Here is a 19257-nt window from a genome sequence, read left to right on the forward strand (position 1 = left end):
ATGGAGATCTCAGGCGGCCCGCCACGCCGCCCCTCCCGCTTTCCGCTGCAAGGAATCCCCCATGGCCGCCCGCAAGTCCACCGCCCCCCTCATCGAAGTCACCGCCCGCCCCGGCAAGCCGCTGGGCATGGCCCCGGCCACCTTCCTGCGCGACTTCTGGCAGAAGCGCCCGCTGCTGATCCGCAACGCCTTCCCCGATTTCCAGACCCCGGTGCAGCCGGAAGACCTGGCCGGGCTGGCCTGCGAGGAAGGCGTGCTGGCGCGCCTGATCCAGCACGACAAGGCCCAGGACGGCTGGCGCGTGCGCAGCGGCCCGTTCCAGGAAGACGTGTTCCCCGCCCTGCCCGACCACGACTGGACCCTGCTGGTGCAGGACGTCGACAAGTGGGACCCGGACGTGCGCGCGCTGATCGAATACTTCAACTTCCTGCCGCGCTGGCGCATGGATGACGTGATGATCAGCTTCGCCGCCACCGGTGGCTCGGTCGGTGCCCATGTCGACCAGTACGACGTGTTCCTGCTGCAGGCCCACGGCCACCGCCGCTGGCAGATCGACGCCAGCGAATCGATCAAGGGCAAGCGCCCGCCGCTGGGCTTCCGCCCGGACGTGGAACTGAAGCTGCTGCAGGTGTTCAAGCCCACCCACGACTGGGTGCTGGCGCCGGGCGACATGCTGTACCTGCCGCCGAACGTGCCGCACCACGGCGTGGCCGAGGATCCCTGCCTGACCTTCTCCTTCGGCATGCGCGCGCCGGCCTCGGCCGAGCTGATCAGCGACTACCTGGACACCCTCATCGCCGATGCCGATGAGAACATCCGCTACCAGGACCCCGACCTGAAGGTGCCGGCCGACCCGAACGAAATCGATACGGTGGCGATGGCACGGGTGATCACCGCGCTCAACGCCATCCGCATGAACGATCCGGACAAGCTGGGTGACTGGTTCGGCCGCTTCATCACCACCTACCGCGCGGCGGGCGAAGTGATGGCCCACCAGGCCGCCCCGGCCCCGGAGGAAGTGGTCCAGGCCCTGGCCTCGGGCCTGCTGCTGCAGCGCCACCCGTGGGCGCGCCTGGCCTGGCGCCGGGCCAAGCGCGGCGCCAGCCTCTATGTCAGCGGCCAGGATTTCGCCCTGCCGGTGAAGGACGCGCAGCGCCTGGCCGGTGCCGAGCAGCTCGACGCGGCGGCCTACCGTGGCCTGTCCGACAAGGGCCGCGCGGTGCTGCAGCAGCTGCTGGTCGGTGGCGTGTTCCAGCTGATCGACCCGAACGAGGTGTTTGAGGACGAGGACGAAGGCGAGGACGCCGCGGTGCTGGGCGAAGTGGTCGAAGGCCACGACCAGGTGGCCGAGCTCGACGACGAAGTGGTCTCCGACGACGTGCACACCGTGACCGTCCACGACGACGGCATCGAGGTCATCGTCAACTTCGAAGACCACGACGAAGACGACAGCGACGCCGGTCGCGCCTGAGCCATGGCCACGATCCGGGTCCAGCAGGTCAGCCACGCCGACGCCCACGTCGCCATCCACGACGTGCGGCAGCGGGTGTTCGTGCAGGAACAGGGCATCGCCGCCGAACTGGAGCGTGATGCGCTGGACCCGGTCTGTGCCCACGTGCTGGCCCTGGACGCCGACGGCCAGCCCGTCGGCACCGGCCGCCTGGCCCCCGATGGCCGCATCGGCCGCATGGCGGTGCTGGCCAGCCTGCGCAACCAGGGCGTCGGCGAGGCCCTGCTGGAGGCGCTGGTGCAGGCCGGCCGCCAGCTCGGCCTGGCCGAGGTGCACCTGCACGCGCAGCTGCCGGCGCGTGATTTCTACGCCCGCCAGGGCTTCCTGCCCGAAGGCGAGGTGTTCGAGGAGGCCGGCATCGGCCACCAGCAGATGCGCCGCCGGCTGGGCGTGGCCAGCGCCATCGACAGCCGCGCCGAGGCGGTGGCCATCACCACGGCCATCATCCACCGCGCCCGTCGCCAGCTGTGGCTGCACAGCCGCCAGCTCGACCCCGGCCTGCTCGATGCGCCGCCGGTGCAGGCGGCCCTGCGCCGCTTCGTGACCGCCCGCCACGACAAGCAGCTGCGGGTGATCGTGCACGATGCGGCCGCGATTGCGGCTGCCGGCGCACCGCTGCTGGCCCTGGCCCAGCGCCTGCCCAGCGTGATCCAGTTCCGCGAGGTCAGCGATCCGATCGACCGTGCGCTGGCCTCGGCCTGTCTGGTCAATGACGCGGGCGACTTCTACTTTCGTCTTATCGGCCATCGCCTGGACGGCGAAGCCGGGATCTCGCTGCCGGCACGTTCGCAGCCGTTCGAGCAGCAATTGCAGCGTGTCTGGGACCGTTCGCGCGATTGCAGCGAACTGCGCGCGCTCGGCATCTGAGCGCGCTGTCCCGGACAAACCTGTCTGGGAGCGACACCAGGGGACGCGCAATGCCGCTGGCGGTGCCCCTTCGTGTCCGGATGGGGGTACAATTTGGCCGTTTGAACGCGCCCGTGCAGGGCTATTCATTTTCCTGCAGGGTCCTTCTGAAGCCATACCCCACAAAGCGAATCAGCACCCTCCATCGTGGACAATCAACTGAAGCAGTTTGCGCAATCTTCGCAACTCGCCGGCGGCAACGCCTCCTATGTCGAGGACCTGTACGAGCAGTACCTGGTCTCCCCGGATAGTGTCGATCCCAAATGGAAAACCTACTTCGACGGCTTCAAGGGCCGCGAAGCAGGCGACATTCCGCACTCGGCCGTCATCTCCCACATCGCGGACGCGGCCAAGGATGCGCTGAAAGCCGGCACCGGCACGGGTGCAGGCGACGAGCGTGAGCGCAATGTCGGTCGTCTGATCACTGCCTACCGCTCGCGCGGCCATCTCGATGCGCGCCTGGACCCGCTGGGCCTGACCACGCCGGTCAACACCCCGGACCTGGGCCTGCCGTTCCACAGCCTGTCCGACGGCGATCTCAACAGCGAGTTCAGCACCGGCGGCGTCGGCGGCCAGCCGCGCATGAAGCTGCGCGACCTGCTCGCGCGCCTGAAGGCGACCTACACCGGCTCGATCGGTGCAGAGTTCATGCACATCGCCGAAGTCGAGCAGCGCCAGTGGATCTACAAGAAGCTGGAACTGGCCGGTGGCAACTACCAGCTGGACGCTGACACCCAGCGCCGCACGCTGGAGCGCCTGACCGCCGCCGAAGGCCTCGAGCGTTACCTGCACACCAAGTACGTCGGCCAGAAGCGCTTCTCGCTGGAAGGCGGCGACTCGCTGATCCCGATGATGGACACCATCATCCGCAGCGCCGGCAAGGATGGCGTCAAGGACGTGGTCGTCGGCATGGCCCACCGTGGCCGCCTGAACGTGCTGGTCAACACCCTCGGCAAGAACCCGCGCAAGCTGTTCGACGAGTTCGAAGGCAAGTTCGAGCACGACGAGCACGCCTCGGCCGGTGACGTGAAGTACCACATGGGCTTCTCGGCCGACGTGGCCACCGACGGTGGCCCGGTGCACCTGGCGCTGGCGTTCAACCCGTCGCACCTGGAAATCGCCGATCCGGTCGTTGCCGGTTCCGTGCGTTCGCGCCAGGAGCGCCGCAAGGACACCGCCCGCAAGCAGGTCATGCCGATCCTCATCCACGGCGACGCGGCCTTCTCCGGCCAGGGCGTGGTCATGGAGCTGTTCCAGATGTCGCAGGCCCGCGGCTTCGCCGTCGGCGGCACCGTGCACATCGTGGTCAACAACCAGGTCGGCTTCACCACCTCCAACCCGCTGGATACGCGTTCCACGCGCTATGCCACCGACGTGGCGAAGATGATCGCCGCTCCGGTGCTGCACGTGAACGGCGATGATCCGGAAGCGGTCGTGTTCGCCGCGCAGCTGGCCTTCGAGTTCCGCCAGAAGTTCGCCAAGGACGTGGTCATCGACCTGATGTGCTACCGCCGTTGGGGCCACAACGAGGCCGACGAACCGGCGATCACCCAGCCGCTGATGTACCAGGTGATCCGCAAGCACCCGACCACCCGCGAGTTGTACGCCGAGCAGCTGGAAAAGGCAGGCGTGATCGCCGCCGGCGCCGGCAAGGCGATGGTCGATGCGTACCGCGACAAGCTGGACGGTGGCGAAGTGACCACCGAACTGGCCAAGGTCGAGAAGACCCCGCCGACCAGCCCGCTGTTCGTCGATTGGCCGAAGCTGCTGGAAGGCAAGCTGTCCGATGAGATCTCCACCAAGGTGGACAAGGACAAGCTGGTCGAGCTGGCCAAGCTGATCAACACCGTGCCGGAAGAAGTGCAGCTGCACTCGCGCGTGTCGAAGGTCTACGACGACCGCCGCAAGATGGCCGCCGGCGAGATCCCGGGCGACTGGGGCTTTGCCGAGAATCTGGCCTACGCCACCCTGCTGGACGAGGGCAATGCGCTGCGCCTGGTCGGCCAGGACGTCGGCCGCGGCACCTTCACCCACCGCCACGCGATCCTGCACGACCAGAAGACCGACAACTACTACCTGCCGCTGCGGCAGCTGGTGGATTCGCCGGAGAAGGCCACCATCATCGATTCGCTGCTGAGCGAAGAAGCCGTGATGGCCTACGAGTACGGTTTCTCGACCACCGATCCCAACACCCTGTGCATCTGGGAAGGCCAGTTCGGCGACTTCGCCAACGGCGCCCAGGTGGTGATCGACCAGTTCATCGCCGCCGGCGAAGCGAAGTGGGGCCGTATCACCGGCCTGACCCTGCTGCTGCCGCACGGTTATGAAGGCCAGGGTCCGGAACACAGCTCGGCGCGCCTGGAGCGCTTCCTGCAGCTGTGCGCGCTGGAAAACATGCTGGTCGTGGTTCCGTCCACCCCGGCACAGGCCTTCCACATGCTGCGCCGCCAGCTGCACCTGACCACCCGCAAGCCGCTGGTGGTGATGTCGCCCAAGTCGCTGCTGCGCCACAAGCTGGCCGTGTCGACCCTGGACGAGCTGGCCAACGGCGAGTTCCAGCACCTGATCGGCGACGCCAATGCCGATGCCAAGAAGGTCAAGCGCGTGGTGCTGTGTTCGGGCAAGGTCTACTACGACCTGCTGGAAGACCAGACCAAGCGTGGCCAGGACGACGTGGCGATCATCCGCGTGGAACAGCTGTACCCGTTCCCGCGTGCGCTGCTGGCTGCCGAACTGAAGAAGTACGGCAAGGCCACCGACGTGGTGTGGACGCAGGAAGAACCGCAGAACCAGGGTGCGTGGTACCAGATCCGCCACCACCTGCAGTTCTGCCTGGCCGATGGCCAGAACCTGCACTACGCCGGTCGCGCACGTTCGGCTTCGCCGGCTGCCGGTCACATGGCTGACCACGTCCGCGAACAGCAGCAGCTGGTCGCCGATGCGCTGGTCAACCCGTTCAACGACACGTTCGCTGAATAATTCCTCCCCCTATTTAGAAGACAAACCAGGAAGCTCCCGCAATGGCCACCGAAGTCAAAGCCCCGGTACTGCCCGAATCCGTCGCCGACGGCACCATCGCCACCTGGCACAAGAAGGTGGGCGACGCCGTCAAGCGCGACGAAAACCTGCTTGACCTGGAAACCGACAAGGTCGTCCTGGAAGTGCCGTCGCCGGTCGACGGCGTGATCAAGGAGATCAAGTTCAAGGAAGGCGACACCGTGACCTCCAGCCAGGTCGTGGCGATCATCGAAGAAGGCGCCGTGGCTGCTGCCCCGGCTCCGGCCGCTGAAGCTGCTCCGGCTGCTGCCGCTGCCCCGGCCGCTGCTGCTCCGGCCGCTGCCGCCGCTCCGGCCCCGGCCGCCAAGTCGGCCGCCGACGCGCTGCCGCCGGGCGCCCGCTTCACCGCCATTACCGAAGGCGTGAACCCGTCCGACGTCGACGGCACCGGCCGCCGCGGTGCGGTCACCAAGGAAGACATCGTCAACTTCGCCCGCAACGGCGGCGCCGGCAAGGCCGGTGGCGCACGTCCGGAAGAACGCGTGCCGATGACCCGCATCCGCAAGCGCATCGCCGAGCGCCTGATGGAGTCGAAGAACTCCACCGCCATGCTGACCACCTTCAACGAAGTCGACCTGTCCAAGGTGTCGGCGGCGCGCAAGGACCTGCAGGACGAGTTCGTCAAGGCACACGGCATCAAGCTGGGCTTCATGAGCTTCTTCGTGAAGGCCGCTGCCAATGCCCTGCAGCGCTTCCCGCTGGTCAACGCCTCGATCGACGGCGACGACATCATCTACCACGGCTACTCGGACATCTCGATCGCCGTGTCCACCGAGAAGGGCCTGGTCACCCCGGTCCTGCGCAACGTCGAGCGCATGTCGTTCGCCGACATCGAAAAGACCATCGCCGACTACGCCAAGAAGGCGCGTGACGGCAAGCTGGGCCTTGACGAACTGCAGGGCGGCACCTTCACCGTGACCAACGGCGGCACCTTCGGTTCGCTGCTGTCGACCCCGATCATCAACCCGCCGCAGAGCGCCATCCTGGGCATGCACGCCATCAAGGAGCGTCCGATCGCCCAGAACGGCCAGGTCGTGATCGCGCCGATGATGTACCTGGCCCTGTCCTACGACCATCGCATCATCGATGGCAAGGACTCGGTGCAGTTCCTGGTGGACATCAAGAACCAGCTGGAAAACCCGGGCCGCATGCTGTTCGGCCTGTAAGAGACCTCCCGCCCCTCCGCGCCTGCGCGGAGGGGTTCTGGTATAGCAACAAGGACTATTTCAATGGCTGAACAATTCGACGTCGTCGTCATCGGTGCCGGCCCGGCCGGTTACCACGCTGCCATCCGCGCGGCACAGCTGGGCCTGAAGACCGCCTGCATCGACGCAGCGCTGGGCAAGGACGGCAAGCCGGCCCTGGGCGGCACCTGCCTGCGCGTGGGCTGCATCCCGTCCAAGGCGCTGCTGGATTCCTCGCGCCAGTTCTGGAACATGGGCCACATCTTTGGCGACCACGGCATCAGCTTCAAGGATGCCAAGATCGACGTCGAAGCGATGGTTGGCCGCAAGGACAAGATCGTCAAGCAGTTCACCGGCGGCATCGCCATGCTGTTCAAGGCCAACAAGGTCGCCACCTACTACGGTTTCGGTGAACTGCAGCCGGGCAACGTGGTCAAGGTGAAGCAGCACGACGGCTCGGAAGTCGAGCTGAAGGGCACCAACGTCATCATCGCCGCCGGTTCGGATTCGATCGAACTGCCGTTCGCCAAGTTCGACGGCGACGTCATCGTCGACAACGTCGGCGGCCTGGACTTCACCGAAGTGCCGAACCGCCTGGCCGTGATCGGCGCCGGCGTCATCGGCCTGGAACTGGGCAGCGTGTGGAAGCGCCTGGGCGCTGAAGTCACCATCCTGGAAGCACTGCCGGAGTTCCTGGCCGTGGCCGACGCCGAAGTGGCCAAGACCGCTGCCAAGGAATTCAAGAAGCAGGGCCTGGACATCCGCCTCGGCGCCAAGGTCTCCAAGACCGAGATCACCGGCAAGGGCAAGAAGAAGGAAGTCGTTGTCACCTACACCGACAGCGAAGGCGAGAAGACCCTGACCGTGGACAAGCTGCTGGTGGCCGTCGGCCGTCGCGCCGCCACCAAGGGCCTGCTGGCCGAAGGCACCGGCGTCAAGGTCAACGAGCGTGGCCAGATCGAAGTCGACGCGCACTGCCACACCGGCGTCAACGGCGTCTGGGCGGTCGGTGACTGCGTGCGCGGCCCGATGCTGGCGCACAAGGGCTTCGAGGAAGGCATCGCAGTTGCCGAACTGATCGCCGGCCTGCCGGGCCACGTCAACTTCGACACCATCCCGTGGGTCATCTACACCGAGCCGGAACTGGCATGGGTCGGCAAGACCGAAGCCCAGCTGAAGGCCGAAGGCATCCCGTACAAGGCCGGCAGCTTCCCGTTCGCCGCCAACGGTCGCGCGGTGGCGATGATCGAGCCGGCAGGCTTCGTGAAGATCCTGGCCCACGCCGAAACCGATCGCATCCTCGGCATGCACCTGGTCGGCGCCAACGTCTCCGAGCTGGTGCACGAAGGTGTGCTGACCATGGAGTTCAGCGGTTCGGCCGATGACCTGGCCCGCATCTGCCACGCCCACCCGTCGCTGTCGGAAGTGATCCACGACGCGGCGATGGCGGTCAGCAAGCGCGCCATCCACAAGGCGAACTGATCTGCATCACGGTAGGTGCCGACCGTTGGTCGGCACTCGCCTGCTAACGAAAAACCCCGCTTCGGCGGGGTTTTTTTGTTGGCTGCAACAGCACCGCGTGTCTTGACCCTGCAATGCTGCGGTTCAATGATCGGGGCATCTGACCAAGGAAGGAACGACCATGCGCTCGACTCCCCTCGCCCGCACGTCGCGCACCGCTGCGGTGATGTTGATGGCAACCCTGGTTCCGCTGCTGGCCTTCGCAGCCGAACCGCTGGAAGGCGATTACCGCAGGGCCTCGGTGCAGCCGGTCGAAGTTAGCCCGCTCGGCGCCAACCAGATCAAAATCCGCTACAGCACGCCGGCCGAAACCCTGTTCCACTCCCCCGGCGTCGACTACCGCTCCACCGATGGCACCCTGCAGGTCGCCATCCGCCGCTGCGGCATCAAGGACAGCGGCTGTACTGTCACGGCCAAGGCCACCTCGCCCAAGGACGATCCGTGGCGGCCGGTGGTCGTGCTGCCCTACCGCGGCGAGAAGATCATGATGATGTACAGCGATGGCCAGCAGCAGGTCGTGCCTGCGCCGCCGGCAACGGGTTCACGCTGATCCGGCCGCGCCGTTGTAGAGCCGAGCCCATGCTCGGCTGGCCGTTGCGATCGGAAATGGTCGCCCTGTTGTAGAGCCGAGCCCGTGCTCGGCTGGCCGTTGCACAATGCAGCCGAGCATGGGCTCGGCTCTACCGGGGATGGCCGCCTGATGCAGCGTCGAGCGCCGGCTTTGGCGCGTCGTCACACACGCGGTGCTTGACCACGGTGTCACCCACCTTCCATTGCTTCACGACGCGACAGTTCTCCTTCACCGCGGGCGCTTTCGAAGCTCGGGCACCGGCCGCATCCGCTTCATCGGCAGCGGCCGACTGCTGGCGCTCCAGCCACGCCGAGGTGGGCGCCGGCGACTGCGCCAGTGCCGGTCCCGCCAGCACGGCCAGCGCAACCGTCAGCAGCGCCTTCATGCCGTCACCGCCCGGCCACCCAGCAGTCGTGCGGGCAGCATGAACAGCGCGCGCAGGAAGGCGAACACGGCGGAGAACGTGATGCCGACAAGGCGGAACGGCAGGCTCAGCAGCCAGACGAACGGCCAGGCAACCAGCGCCAGCAGCGCCAACGGCCAGCACAGCACGAACAGCAGGCACCACACGCCCAACGCGAACAGGCTCTTCATGACGGTCTCCTTGGGCGGCACCCTGCCGCCTGTGACCACCGTGCCGCCCGCCCGCAGCCGCCGCAAACGGATTGCGACGAAACCGGGCTGGGGGCGATGAAACCCGGTGCAGCGGTGGTCGCCGGGCAGGACCCGGCGCCACCGAAGGCTTTACCGCGCTGGCGGCCTCAGCGGCTGCCGCTGCTCAGGCGCAGGCCGACGCTGCTGGAACGATCACTGCCCCGGGCCTGTTCATGGCCCAGCAGCAGCGACAGGATCCAGCCGCGCGCGATGGACACGTCCACGCCGGCCGACAGCGACAGCAGATCGTCGTTGTAGCTGCGCATCGCAAGGCGGTAGTCCTGCGGACGCGCCCACTCGGCGTAGTTCAACGTCGCCTCACCGCGGTCCTGCAGCGCCTGCCGGTACTCGATGCTCCAGAACGGGCGCAGGCGCGCCTCGGCCGTTTCGACCGCGCTGCCTTCCAGGCCGAACGCCAGCGCGCGGCTGTCGATGACATGGCGGCCGTAGGCCAGATCCAGTTCACCCAGCCCATGCTCGCGGTAGGCATCCAGCGTGCTGCGGCTGCCATCCACCCGTGCGTAGCCACTCATGCGCATACCCGACAGCACCTGCTCATAGCCCAGCGCCAGCGAACCGAACCACTGCGAGCCCTCGCGACGGGCCACCGCGATCGCACCGGCATCGCGACTCCAGCGCTGCAGGTCGAAGCGCAGGTCGCCGGTGGCCAGCACCGCATCGACGAACACGTGTTCGTTGCCGCGCCACAGGCCATACAACGCCAGCGAACGCTGGTCGGCCTGCAGACGCGTGCGCGCATCATCCTGCTCGCTGTCGTTGCGGCCGATACTGCCGGCCACGCCCCACAGCGCGCTGTCGCCGAGGCGACGATCCACGCCCACGGTCAGGCCGTCGCTGCGCAGGTCGTACCGCCCTGCCCCGGTCGGCCCACCCCGGCCATAGGTGGCCGAACCCGAGGCCCAGGTGCCCCAGCCGGCGGGCAGCAGCGGACGCTCGTTATCCATCACCTGGCCCAGCGGCAGCGACGCCGCATCCGGTCCACGCGCGCCGGTCGACACCGACAACGTATTGCTGTCCGCGTTACCGCCGGCACGCACCTGGCGTAGGCGCTCGCGGATGTTGGCCTGCTGCGCGTTGGCGAAGCGCACGCTGGCGTCCACCTGCGCCTGCAGCAGCCCGGTCACGCCCGGGTCACGGGTCGGGTCCGGGCGCACGTTCACCACCAGCACCAGCTCGACACTGGCGGCGGCATAGCTGCCCGCAGCGGCCTGTTCGGCAGTGATCACCGCACGACCTTCGCCGTGCACGTGCACGGTGCGGCCCTCGATGCTGGCCACCGCGGTGTCGCTGCTGTGGAAGCCGAAGGCACCGGGGCTGGCGCTGGTCGGCAGCGGCAGCTCGAAGCTGCCCTGTTCCAGCAGGCGCTGCAGGTCGGCACTCCACGCCAGCACCGGCACGGCCAGCGCGATCTCGACGATGCCTTGCAGCTGCGGCGCCGCTTCATGGTTGGCATCGCCGTCCTGGTCCACGGTCAACACGCAACGCCCCGCCGCCAGCATCGCGACGCGGGTGCCGCTGACACTGCAGACCGCGGGGCTGCTGCTGCCGAAACGCAGCGGCTGGCCCGACGCGCCGCCCTGTGCCGAGACCTCGAAGCTGCCGCCCTCGCTGTAGACCGGCGTTGCCGGGTCCACGCTGAAGCCGGTGATCGCCTGCGTGGCCTGCACGATCTTCAGCTGATAGCGCGCCACACCGGTGAAGCCGTAGGTATCGCTGACTTCCACGTCGAAATCGAACACGCCGGCCAGGGTGGCCACGCCCTGCAGCTGGCCGTCGCTGGACAGCAGCACGCCGGGCGGCAGCGCGCCCGACATCAGGCGGAACGCATACGGCGCGGTACCGCCACGCGCCTGCAGGCGCAGGCTGACCGGGCCGGCCTGGGTTGCCGGCGGCAGCGGCGCTTCCACTTCCTCGATCTGCGGCGCCGCCACGTCCAGCACGAAGGCGCGGCGCGCGCGGAAGGGACCGGTGCCGGAACTGCTGTCGGTCGCCTCGACCTCGATCTCGAAACGACCCGCCGCGACCGGCGTACCCGCCAGGTGCCCGCTGCGATCCAGGCTGAGGCCCGTCGGCAGACTGCCGCCAACAATCGCGTAGGTGTAAGGCGCTGCGCCACCGCTGCTGGACAGCTGCGCGTCCAGCGCCGTACCGGCCACGGCCTGCGGCAACACGGCGGACTGCAGGACCACGGTCGGCGTGCCAATGGTGATCGTGATGCTGGCCGGCGCCGACGTGCGGAAGCCATCGCTGACGGTGTAGGTGATGCTGTCGGTGCCGGCATAGCCTGCGGCCGGCGTGTAACGCAGCGTCATGCCCTGCACGTCAACCTGACCATGCTGCGGGCCCACGGCCACCTGCACCTGCTCGGCCACACCGGCGACCGACAGCGGCAGCACGACGGCGGCAGCCCCGTAAGGCACGGCGATGCTGGAATCGGCCACGGCCAGATCCGGCAACGGCACCACCGCTGCCGAGGCAGCCGACGCCACGCCGCTGCCGTACTCGCTGCGTGCAACCACCACGAAACGGTAAGCGCTGCCGTTGGCCAGGCCACGCACGGTGATCGGCGAGCTAGTACCGGTTGTGCTGATGCCACCCGGCTGCGCGGTCACCGTGTAATCGACGATGGCGCCACTGCCGGCCGACGCCGCATCGAAATACACCTGCACCTGTCCATCACCGGCCACGCCGCGCACGTTGGCGACGGCCGACGGCAGGTCGGCGCCCACGCGTACGCCCGTGGTCGCCCCCACATTGGCCAGTGCCGCACGCGCTTCGGTGCCCTGTGCATTGCGCAGGCTGCCGGCGGCGGCCTGCAGCGATTCCACCTCGATGCCATCTTCGTCGCGGTCGTCGGCCTGCAGCGTGTACTGGAAGCGCAGCACGCTGCCCTGCGCATCCGTCTCCACCGTCGAAAGCGTGGCCACCCGACGCTGGCTGCCGATGCGCAGCAGCAGCTGCGGCGCAGCGCCCACCTGCAGGGCCTGGTCGAACTGCACCGCAAAGGCCAGCACCTGGCCGGCGAGGTAGCGGCCGACCGACGGCACCTGCACGGCGGTCACCGCCGGTGCACCCTGCACGGTGAGCGGGTCGGACGGCAGCGATGCCGCGCCGGCACCCGCCGCATTGAAGGCGGTGACCACGAAGCGATGCGCGATGCCGGCCGGCAGCCCGTCGATGCGCAGCGGACTGCCACTGCCGCGCACGCTCTGCCCACCCGGCAACGCCTGCAGCAGATAGCTGTCGACCGCGCTGCCGCCATCGAACGCCGGCGCCTGGAAACTCACGTCCACGCTGCCCGCGGCAAGCACGACCGCGGTGATGCGCGGCGCGCCCGGCACAACGGCGAGCACCGCGAACGAGCGGCTGACGCGTGCTGCGGCATGGGTCGCGGTGTCACCCGCCTGGTCGGCATCAATGCTGCAGGTGCCTGCCGCAAGCAGGGTCACCCGGCCATCGGCGGCGACGCTGCAGACCCGGGGCGTGCTGCTGGACAGCGCGACCGGCAGGCCACTGCTGGCAATGGCCCGCACCTGCGGCGTGCTGCCGAACGGCTGTGCATCGAGCGCGTCGAACTGGATCTGCTGCTGCGCCATCGGCACCACGTCGGCCGATGCCGTGGACACCACGCCCAGCCCGGCCGCGGTACGCGCGGTGACCGTGAAGCGGTAGGCGACGCCGTTGCGCAGGCCGGTGAACGCCACCGGTGAACCGGTGGCCTGCTGCTGCAGGCCACCCGGCTGCGCGGTCACCAGGTAATCCAGCACCGGGCTGCCGCCATCCTGCGCGGGCGCTGCGAACTGCAGAGTCGCCGTGCCATCGCCTGCGACCACATCGGTGATGGACGGTGCACCGGCCGGCTGCGCGCCGACCAGGATGCCGGCGGTGGCGCCGACGCCCGACAGCGTCAGCACCGCATCGATGTCATCGCTGCTGCGGATGCTGCCACCGGCCAGCTGCACGCCGTCGATGCCGATGCCATCCTCGTCGGACTGGCCCGGCACCACGGTGTAGCTGAAAGCCAGCTGGTTGCTGCCCGAGCCGGAGCGATAGCGCGCGGCCACCTGCTGGCCGCCGATCGACAGCTGCAGCGCGGGCACGCCCTGCACCGTGACCGGCTGGTCCAGGACCAGCAGGAAGTCGAGGCTCGCACCGGCCAGGTAGCGGCCGTCGGCCGGTAGCAGCAGGCTGGTCACGCGCGGCACGGCCGGCATCGTCACCGGGTCGGAGCCGGCGGAGAACGCCCCCGGTCCCGTCGCGGTGCGTGCACGCACGGCGAAGGTGTAGGTCTCGCCGGCACGCAGGCGGTTCACCCGCACCGGACTGGATCCACCCGTGACCACCGCGCGCGTCGGCAGTGTCAGCACTTCGTAGCTGGTGATGCTGCTGCCGCCATCACTGGCGGGCGCATCGAAGTAGACATCGACGCTGGTCGCGCCGATGCGTTGGACGCGAAGCAGGGTCGGCGCCGACGCCTGGGCGGCCACGACGCTGAAACTGCGCTCCACCGGCTGCGCCGCGCGTGTGCCGGCGTTGCCGGGCTGCAGTGCGCGCACCGTGCACATGCCGAGCGCGGACAGGCGCAGGTTGCCTGCACTTTCCAGCGCGCAGACCAGCGGAGTCAGGCTCTCGTACTCGACGGCCAGGCCGCTGCTCGCGGTGGCCTGCAATGCCAGCAGTGAACCCAACGGCCGGTCACCAGGCGCATCGAACTGGATCGTCTGCCCAGTCATCGGCGTGACCGCGGCGCTTGCCAGCGACGGCTGGCTGGCCTGGCTGCCGTTGTTGGCGATCACCTGGAACTGCACGGGCATGCCATTGGCAAGTCCGGTCACCGTGATCGGCGACTGCGTGCCAAGCGCCCACTCGCCCGTGGACGCCATAACGGCGTACTCGACAATGGGCGCGCCGCCGGTCTGCGCCGGTGCGGTGAAGCTGACCACGGCCTCGCCATCGCCGGCGACGGCCACGACCTGGCCGGGGGCATCGGGCGCGATGGCTGCGATGCTGCCTGTCAGCGGTTGGTGCGCGCTGGCAGCCGCGGCATCGGTGACCTCCACGCTGACACTGAACGTACCCGCGACCTGCGGCGTGCCATGCAGGCGACCCGAGGGTTCAAGCACAAGCCCGGCGGGCAAGGTGCCAATGTTGATGCCGAAGCTGTAAGGCAGGGTGCCGCCGCTGGCGGTCAGGTTGACATCAACCGGCGAGCCGACGGTGAACTGCTGCATCGCAGGGGCAGCCAGCTGCAGCGGTTGCGTGGCGGTGGAGATGCAGTTGATCTGGACCGGGCTGATGTACCTTCCGGTCTTGATGCTCATGAACAGGCCGTTGGCCGCCAGGAAGCTGCTGGCAATCGTTGCGGTGTGCGCTCCCGCTGACCCGGTATTGCTGCGGTAGTCGTAGCCTACCTGGGCGAAATTCGAGCTGCGGAAAATGATGGCGTCGGCCGATGTCGGCAGATTGCCGATGTTCTCGCCGCTGTCACTGAAACTGACCGTCAGCGACTCGCCCGGCAGGAAGGCCCCCTGTGCGAACGTCCGGGTCTCGTTGGTCGTGGTCCCTATCAGTTTGATGGCCTCGCAGGCCGCCGACGCCGCCTGCGCAACACCCGTACCTGCCAGCAACTGCAACAGCACCACGCACATCCAGACGACAGCGCGCCCTACCCCACTCTTCCCTGCTACCGCCGACATCGATCCGTTCCCCATGAATGAAGGGGGCGCACGCGCCGGTCCATCGCCGCGCGTGCAGCAATGAGTCATGGACGGTGATGTTTCCCCCTGGTACCGGTGCGGTAACGGCAGGTCACGGGGGAACTTGAGCGCCGGCCGGCTCCTACACCGGCACGGCCCCCGGCCGGCCGTGGATGACCTGGAAGCGCGCTGCGGTGCGCACCTCGGCATCGGCACGCAGCACGCTGTCGGCAAAGCGCAGTTCGGCGTCCACGGTCTGCCGGTTCAGCTGCAGCTTCCACCAGCCGCGGCGGTCGCCGTCGAAATAGCGGATGTGCGGGTTCTGCGGAATCGACGGTCCGTAGTACGGTCCATACGGCGTATCGTCGCCACCACTGCTGATCGCCGGGGCGATGAATTCAGTGGCGACCACCGGCGAGCTGGCCGCGTTGAAATCCAGCTTCAGGTCGTTGACAAAGGTGGAGTGCCAGTCGCCGCCGAGCACGATCGCGTTGCCCGTGCCGCCTGTCTGCAGGGCCTGCAGCAGCCGGTTGCGCGCAAGCGGATAGCCGTCCCAGGCGTCGTTCCAGAAGCGCTCGCGCGGGGTGCCCGCATCCAGTTGCAGCTGGGCCATCAGCAACTGCTGCACCACCACGTTCCAGCGCAGCCCCTGTGCCGCCACCATCGACTGGGCGAACCAGGCTTCCTGGCCGGCACCGAGCATGCTCATGCGCGGGTCCAGCGCGGCATCGCAGCGCGCCGATTCGCCCACCCCGCAGGGATTTGCGGGACGGAACTGGCGGCAATCGAGCAGGCTGAGCTGTGCGAGATCACCGTAACGCAGCCGCCGGTGCACGCGCAGGCCACCATTGCCTGCCGGCGTGCTGCGCATGGGCAGGTGTTCGTAGAACGCGCGGTAGGCCGCCGCACGCCGCACGATGAACGCCTCGGTCGATACGCCGGGCTTCTCCGGATGGATGCCGGAGTAGTCGTTCTGCACCTCGTGGTCATCCCAGATCACTGCGAAGGCATGCGCGGCATGGGCCGCCTGCAGGTCCGGATCGAGCTTGTACAGCGCGTACTGGTCGCGGTACCGCTCCAGGCTGACGGTCTCGCCGCTGAAGCGCTCCGCATCCAGCGTGCGACCGCGTGCATTCTGCAGCGGGCTGTATTCGTACAGGTAGTCGCCGGCGTGCAGCACAAGATCCACATCACTGCGCGCGATGTCGCGCAGTACCGGGTAGTAGCCGCTGTTCCAGGCCTGGCAGGTGCACAGTGCCAGTCGCAGCTGCTGCAGCTGCGTGTCCGGCAGCGGCGCGGTGCGGAAATGACCGACCGCGCTTTCCTCGTCACCATCGCAGGCGAACCGGTAGTAGTAGTCACGGCCCGGGCGCAGGCCGTTGACTTCCACGTGCACCGAGTGCGCCAGCTCCGGTACGGCAGCCGCAACGCCACGCTGCACCAGCCGGCGCATGCCGGGGTCTTCGGCCACGTACCAGCGCACCGGCACCGCCCGCGCGGGCATGCCACCGCCATTGAGCGGGTCCGGTGCCAGCCGCGTCCACAGCACCGCGCCCTGCGGATCCGGATCGCCCGCAGCGACGCCCAGCGTGAACGGATCACGCCCCAGCCGCGGCCGCGGACCGGCCGCAGCCAGCCCCGGCATCGCGGCCAGTGCGATCGCCGCCCCCGTGCCCTGCCACGCCAGGCGCAGCAGACGGCGACGGGTTTCCGGATCGACAGGTGAGCGCATCAGAAGCGGACGGTCGCGGTTGCCATCACCTGACGCGGCGCGCCAACCTGCATGGTGGCCAGGCTGCGGGTCGGGTCACTGGCGTAGGTGCCATTGGTGTTGATCGACGACAGGTAGCGCTTGTCGGTCAGGTTGGTCAGGTTCAGTGCGACCGTCAGGTTCTGCGCCGGACCCATCGCACCGAAGTCGTAGGCCACCGACGCATTGACCAGCCAGTAGCTGGGGACCGAGAGATCATTGGTGTAAGTCACGTAACGCTTGCCGACGTGGTTGGCCGACAGGCGCATGTCCCACGGGCCCGGGGTCCAGGCGAGCGTGCTGGCGAACATCCATTCCGGCGTGTCGACGGTCTTCCTGCCGCGGGTCGGCACCACCTCGTTGTTCACGTAATCGTTGTCGTAGGTGCTGTCATTCCACGACAGCGCATTGGACCAGGCCAGGTCCTGCATCGGCTTCAACTGCAGCATGGCTTCAGCACCGCGGCTGGTGACCGAGCCGACGTTGGAGAACAGTGCCGGGCAGCCAAGGATGCCCACGCACTGGGCGATCGCCAGCAGGCGGTTGTCGAACTTTACGTCATACACCGCGACCGAGGCTTCATAGCCGCGGCCGTAGCCGCGCCAGCCCAGCTCGATCGTGCGCGACTGTTCCGGCTTCAGGTTGCCTGCGCTGGCATCGAAGTCGGCCTGCGGCACGTTGAACGGGCTGCCGACGCCCAGTGCATAGGCAGCGACATTCTTTGCGAACGAACCGAAGACCTCGTTGCCTTCGTTGAGCTTGAAGTTGAAGCCGGCCTGCGGCAGGAGGCCCTTCTTCGCGGTCAGGCTGCTCTTGTTCGCGTAGTTGCCCAGCGGCGTACGCACGCTGGTGCGGGTGTGCGGCGACTTGGCGCCGATGTCGATGGTCAGGCGATCATCGAACAGGCGGAAGCGGTCCTGCACGTAGAACTGGCGGGTGATGGTGGTGTACTGCTGGTTCCACACGCGCTGGTCGGGATTGCGCAGGAAGAAGTCATCGGTGATGGGGCCGTCGATGTAGTAGAAGTTGCGCTGCACGCTATGGCCGTTGTCCTCGTACCAGAGGCCGGCTTCCAGTTCATGGCCACCGACGTTCCAGGTGAACGCAGAGGTCACGCCGGTACGGTCGATCGCGTACTCGGTGGTGCGGATCGAGATCGGAATCTCCCGGCTGGTACCCGGGTTGGAGGGATTGGACGGGCTGAACCAATGGCCCTGGCCGCGATTGCTGTGGTTGTAGACGTTGACCTTCAGCCGCATCGATTCGTTGAGGCCGAAGTCGCCAGCGATGCTGGACAGGTCGTCATTGCGCAGGCCATGGCCGGAGTAGTACGCGTCCCATGGGCTGTTGACGCCGCCACTGTACTGGCCGTTCGCCGCCGCGACCGCGCGATCCCAGTCCGGCGCGTAGTTGTCCCAGTTCCAGCCGAGGCGATCGATCATCTCCAGCGACAGATCCTGGTAATCGGCCTCGACCCGGCGCGATCCGTTGAACAGCGCGGTGATCCGGCTGTCCTCGCCGAAGTGGTAGGTGGCCTTGCCATTGAACTGCTTCGACTCCTGCGATCCCTTGCCCTTCCACTTGTCGCCCTCGGAGTACGCGCCGGACAGATAGGCGGCAAAGCCCTGGTGCTCGCCCGTCTCCAGTCGCGCATAGCTGCGGCGCGCACCGTCACTGCCGAAGCCCTGCGCCAGCACCACGCCGTACTCGGTGGACGGATCGATCGAATAGAACTGGAACACGCCACCCAGGTTGCTGGTGGACGGCGTACCCAGTGCGCCGATGCCGGTGGACACTTCCGCGCCGCCCAGGTTCTCGCTGATCACGGCGCGGCTGATGTGCAGGCCATTGCTGTTGCCGTAGGACATGTTGCCCAGCGGGATGCCATCGAGGGTGTAGCCGAGACGGTTCTGGTTGAAGCCGCGCAGGCTGATGCTGGTGGACCACTCATAGGCGCCGGTGGCATCGGCCGATTCGAAATGCACGCCCGGCTTGCTGGCCAGCAGCTTCAGCGGGTTGGCGCCCGGCGGCAGCACCTTCATGTCCTCCGCGGTGACACGCTGCACCTGGCGGGCCTCGCCCCGGCCGATCACCGAGACCGAATCGAGGGTCGTGGCCGACGGTGCTTCGGTGTCAGGCGCGGTTTCAGCCGAAGCAAGCGACGGCAGCGATGCACAGACCAGCAGGGCAAGCAGGTTGCGGCGGAGCGGAGCATGGGACGACATGGAGGCGGATTCCTTGGGCACGCTGGACACCGAAAGGCGGCGTCGAAGAGCAGCAGCGGCGGAATCGTAAAAGCGGCGCGTTACATGTCATTTACACGCAGCATGCGCGGGGTGTTGCGAGCGACGAAGGCAGCGGCGTCTGCCACCTGTTGACTACCGTGC

At 67.8% G+C, this 19257-nt stretch carries 11 protein-coding genes; 6 read left to right on the plus strand and 5 right to left on the minus strand.

What is annotated here, in order from left to right; translation table 11 throughout:
- Positions 1 to 61: 61 nt before the first annotated feature.
- The 6 genes from IAE56_RS07125 (at position 62) to IAE56_RS07150 (ending at position 8728) form a co-directional block, all read left to right on the plus strand.
- The gene (locus IAE56_RS07125; RefSeq protein ID WP_200752024.1) at positions 62 to 1471 is read left to right on the plus strand and encodes a cupin domain-containing protein; all 1410 of its coding nucleotides are present in this window, start codon (positions 62 to 64) and stop codon (positions 1469 to 1471) included.
- Positions 1472 to 1474: 3 nt separating this feature from the next.
- Positions 1475 to 2377: a GNAT family N-acetyltransferase gene (locus IAE56_RS07130; protein ID WP_108769294.1), complete on the plus strand. Its 903-nt coding sequence runs from the start codon at positions 1475 to 1477 to the stop codon at positions 2375 to 2377.
- 186 nt (positions 2378 to 2563) lie between these two features.
- The gene (locus tag IAE56_RS07135) at positions 2564 to 5395 is read left to right on the plus strand and encodes a 2-oxoglutarate dehydrogenase E1 component (RefSeq protein WP_200752025.1); all 2832 of its coding nucleotides are present in this window, start codon (positions 2564 to 2566) and stop codon (positions 5393 to 5395) included.
- Between the two features lie 41 nt (positions 5396 to 5436).
- Complete coding sequence (sucB, locus tag IAE56_RS07140; RefSeq protein ID WP_108769296.1) at positions 5437 to 6639, plus strand: dihydrolipoyllysine-residue succinyltransferase; 1203 nt, start codon at positions 5437 to 5439, stop codon at positions 6637 to 6639.
- A gap of 63 nt (positions 6640 to 6702) precedes the next feature.
- Entirely contained in the window at positions 6703 to 8139 is a 1437-nt protein-coding gene (lpdA, locus tag IAE56_RS07145) for a dihydrolipoyl dehydrogenase (protein WP_079222428.1), read from the plus strand.
- Between the two features lie 160 nt (positions 8140 to 8299).
- The gene (locus IAE56_RS07150) at positions 8300 to 8728 is read left to right on the plus strand and encodes a hypothetical protein (protein WP_200752026.1); all 429 of its coding nucleotides are present in this window, start codon (positions 8300 to 8302) and stop codon (positions 8726 to 8728) included.
- Positions 8729 to 8858: 130 nt separating this feature from the next.
- Here the strand turns inward: IAE56_RS07150 and IAE56_RS07155 are convergent, their stop codons facing one another.
- From IAE56_RS07155 to IAE56_RS07175, 5 genes are all read right to left on the minus strand, one after another.
- Positions 8859 to 9134, minus strand: a complete 276-nt coding sequence (locus tag IAE56_RS07155) for a hypothetical protein (protein WP_164073967.1) — start codon at positions 9132 to 9134, stop codon at positions 8859 to 8861.
- Positions 9131 to 9343, minus strand: coding sequence for a hypothetical protein (locus tag IAE56_RS07160; protein ID WP_200752027.1), 213 nt, complete (start codon positions 9341 to 9343; stop codon positions 9131 to 9133). Before IAE56_RS07160 ends, IAE56_RS07155 begins: the two co-directional genes overlap by 4 nt.
- 167 nt (positions 9344 to 9510) lie before the next feature.
- Entirely contained in the window at positions 9511 to 15063 is a 5553-nt protein-coding gene (locus tag IAE56_RS07165; protein WP_200752028.1) for an autotransporter domain-containing protein, read from the minus strand.
- A 199-nt stretch (positions 15064 to 15262) separates the two neighbouring features.
- Entirely contained in the window at positions 15263 to 16852 is a 1590-nt protein-coding gene (locus IAE56_RS07170) for an alkaline phosphatase D family protein (protein WP_200752029.1), read from the minus strand.
- Entirely contained in the window at positions 16852 to 19095 is a 2244-nt protein-coding gene (locus IAE56_RS07175) for a TonB-dependent receptor (protein WP_200752030.1), read from the minus strand. Before IAE56_RS07175 ends, IAE56_RS07170 begins: the two co-directional genes overlap by 1 nt.
- Between the last annotated feature and the right edge of the window lie 162 nt (positions 19096 to 19257).

This window comes from Stenotrophomonas sp. S41 (genome assembly GCF_016624625.1).
Taxonomy (GTDB): domain Bacteria; phylum Pseudomonadota; class Gammaproteobacteria; order Xanthomonadales; family Xanthomonadaceae; genus Stenotrophomonas.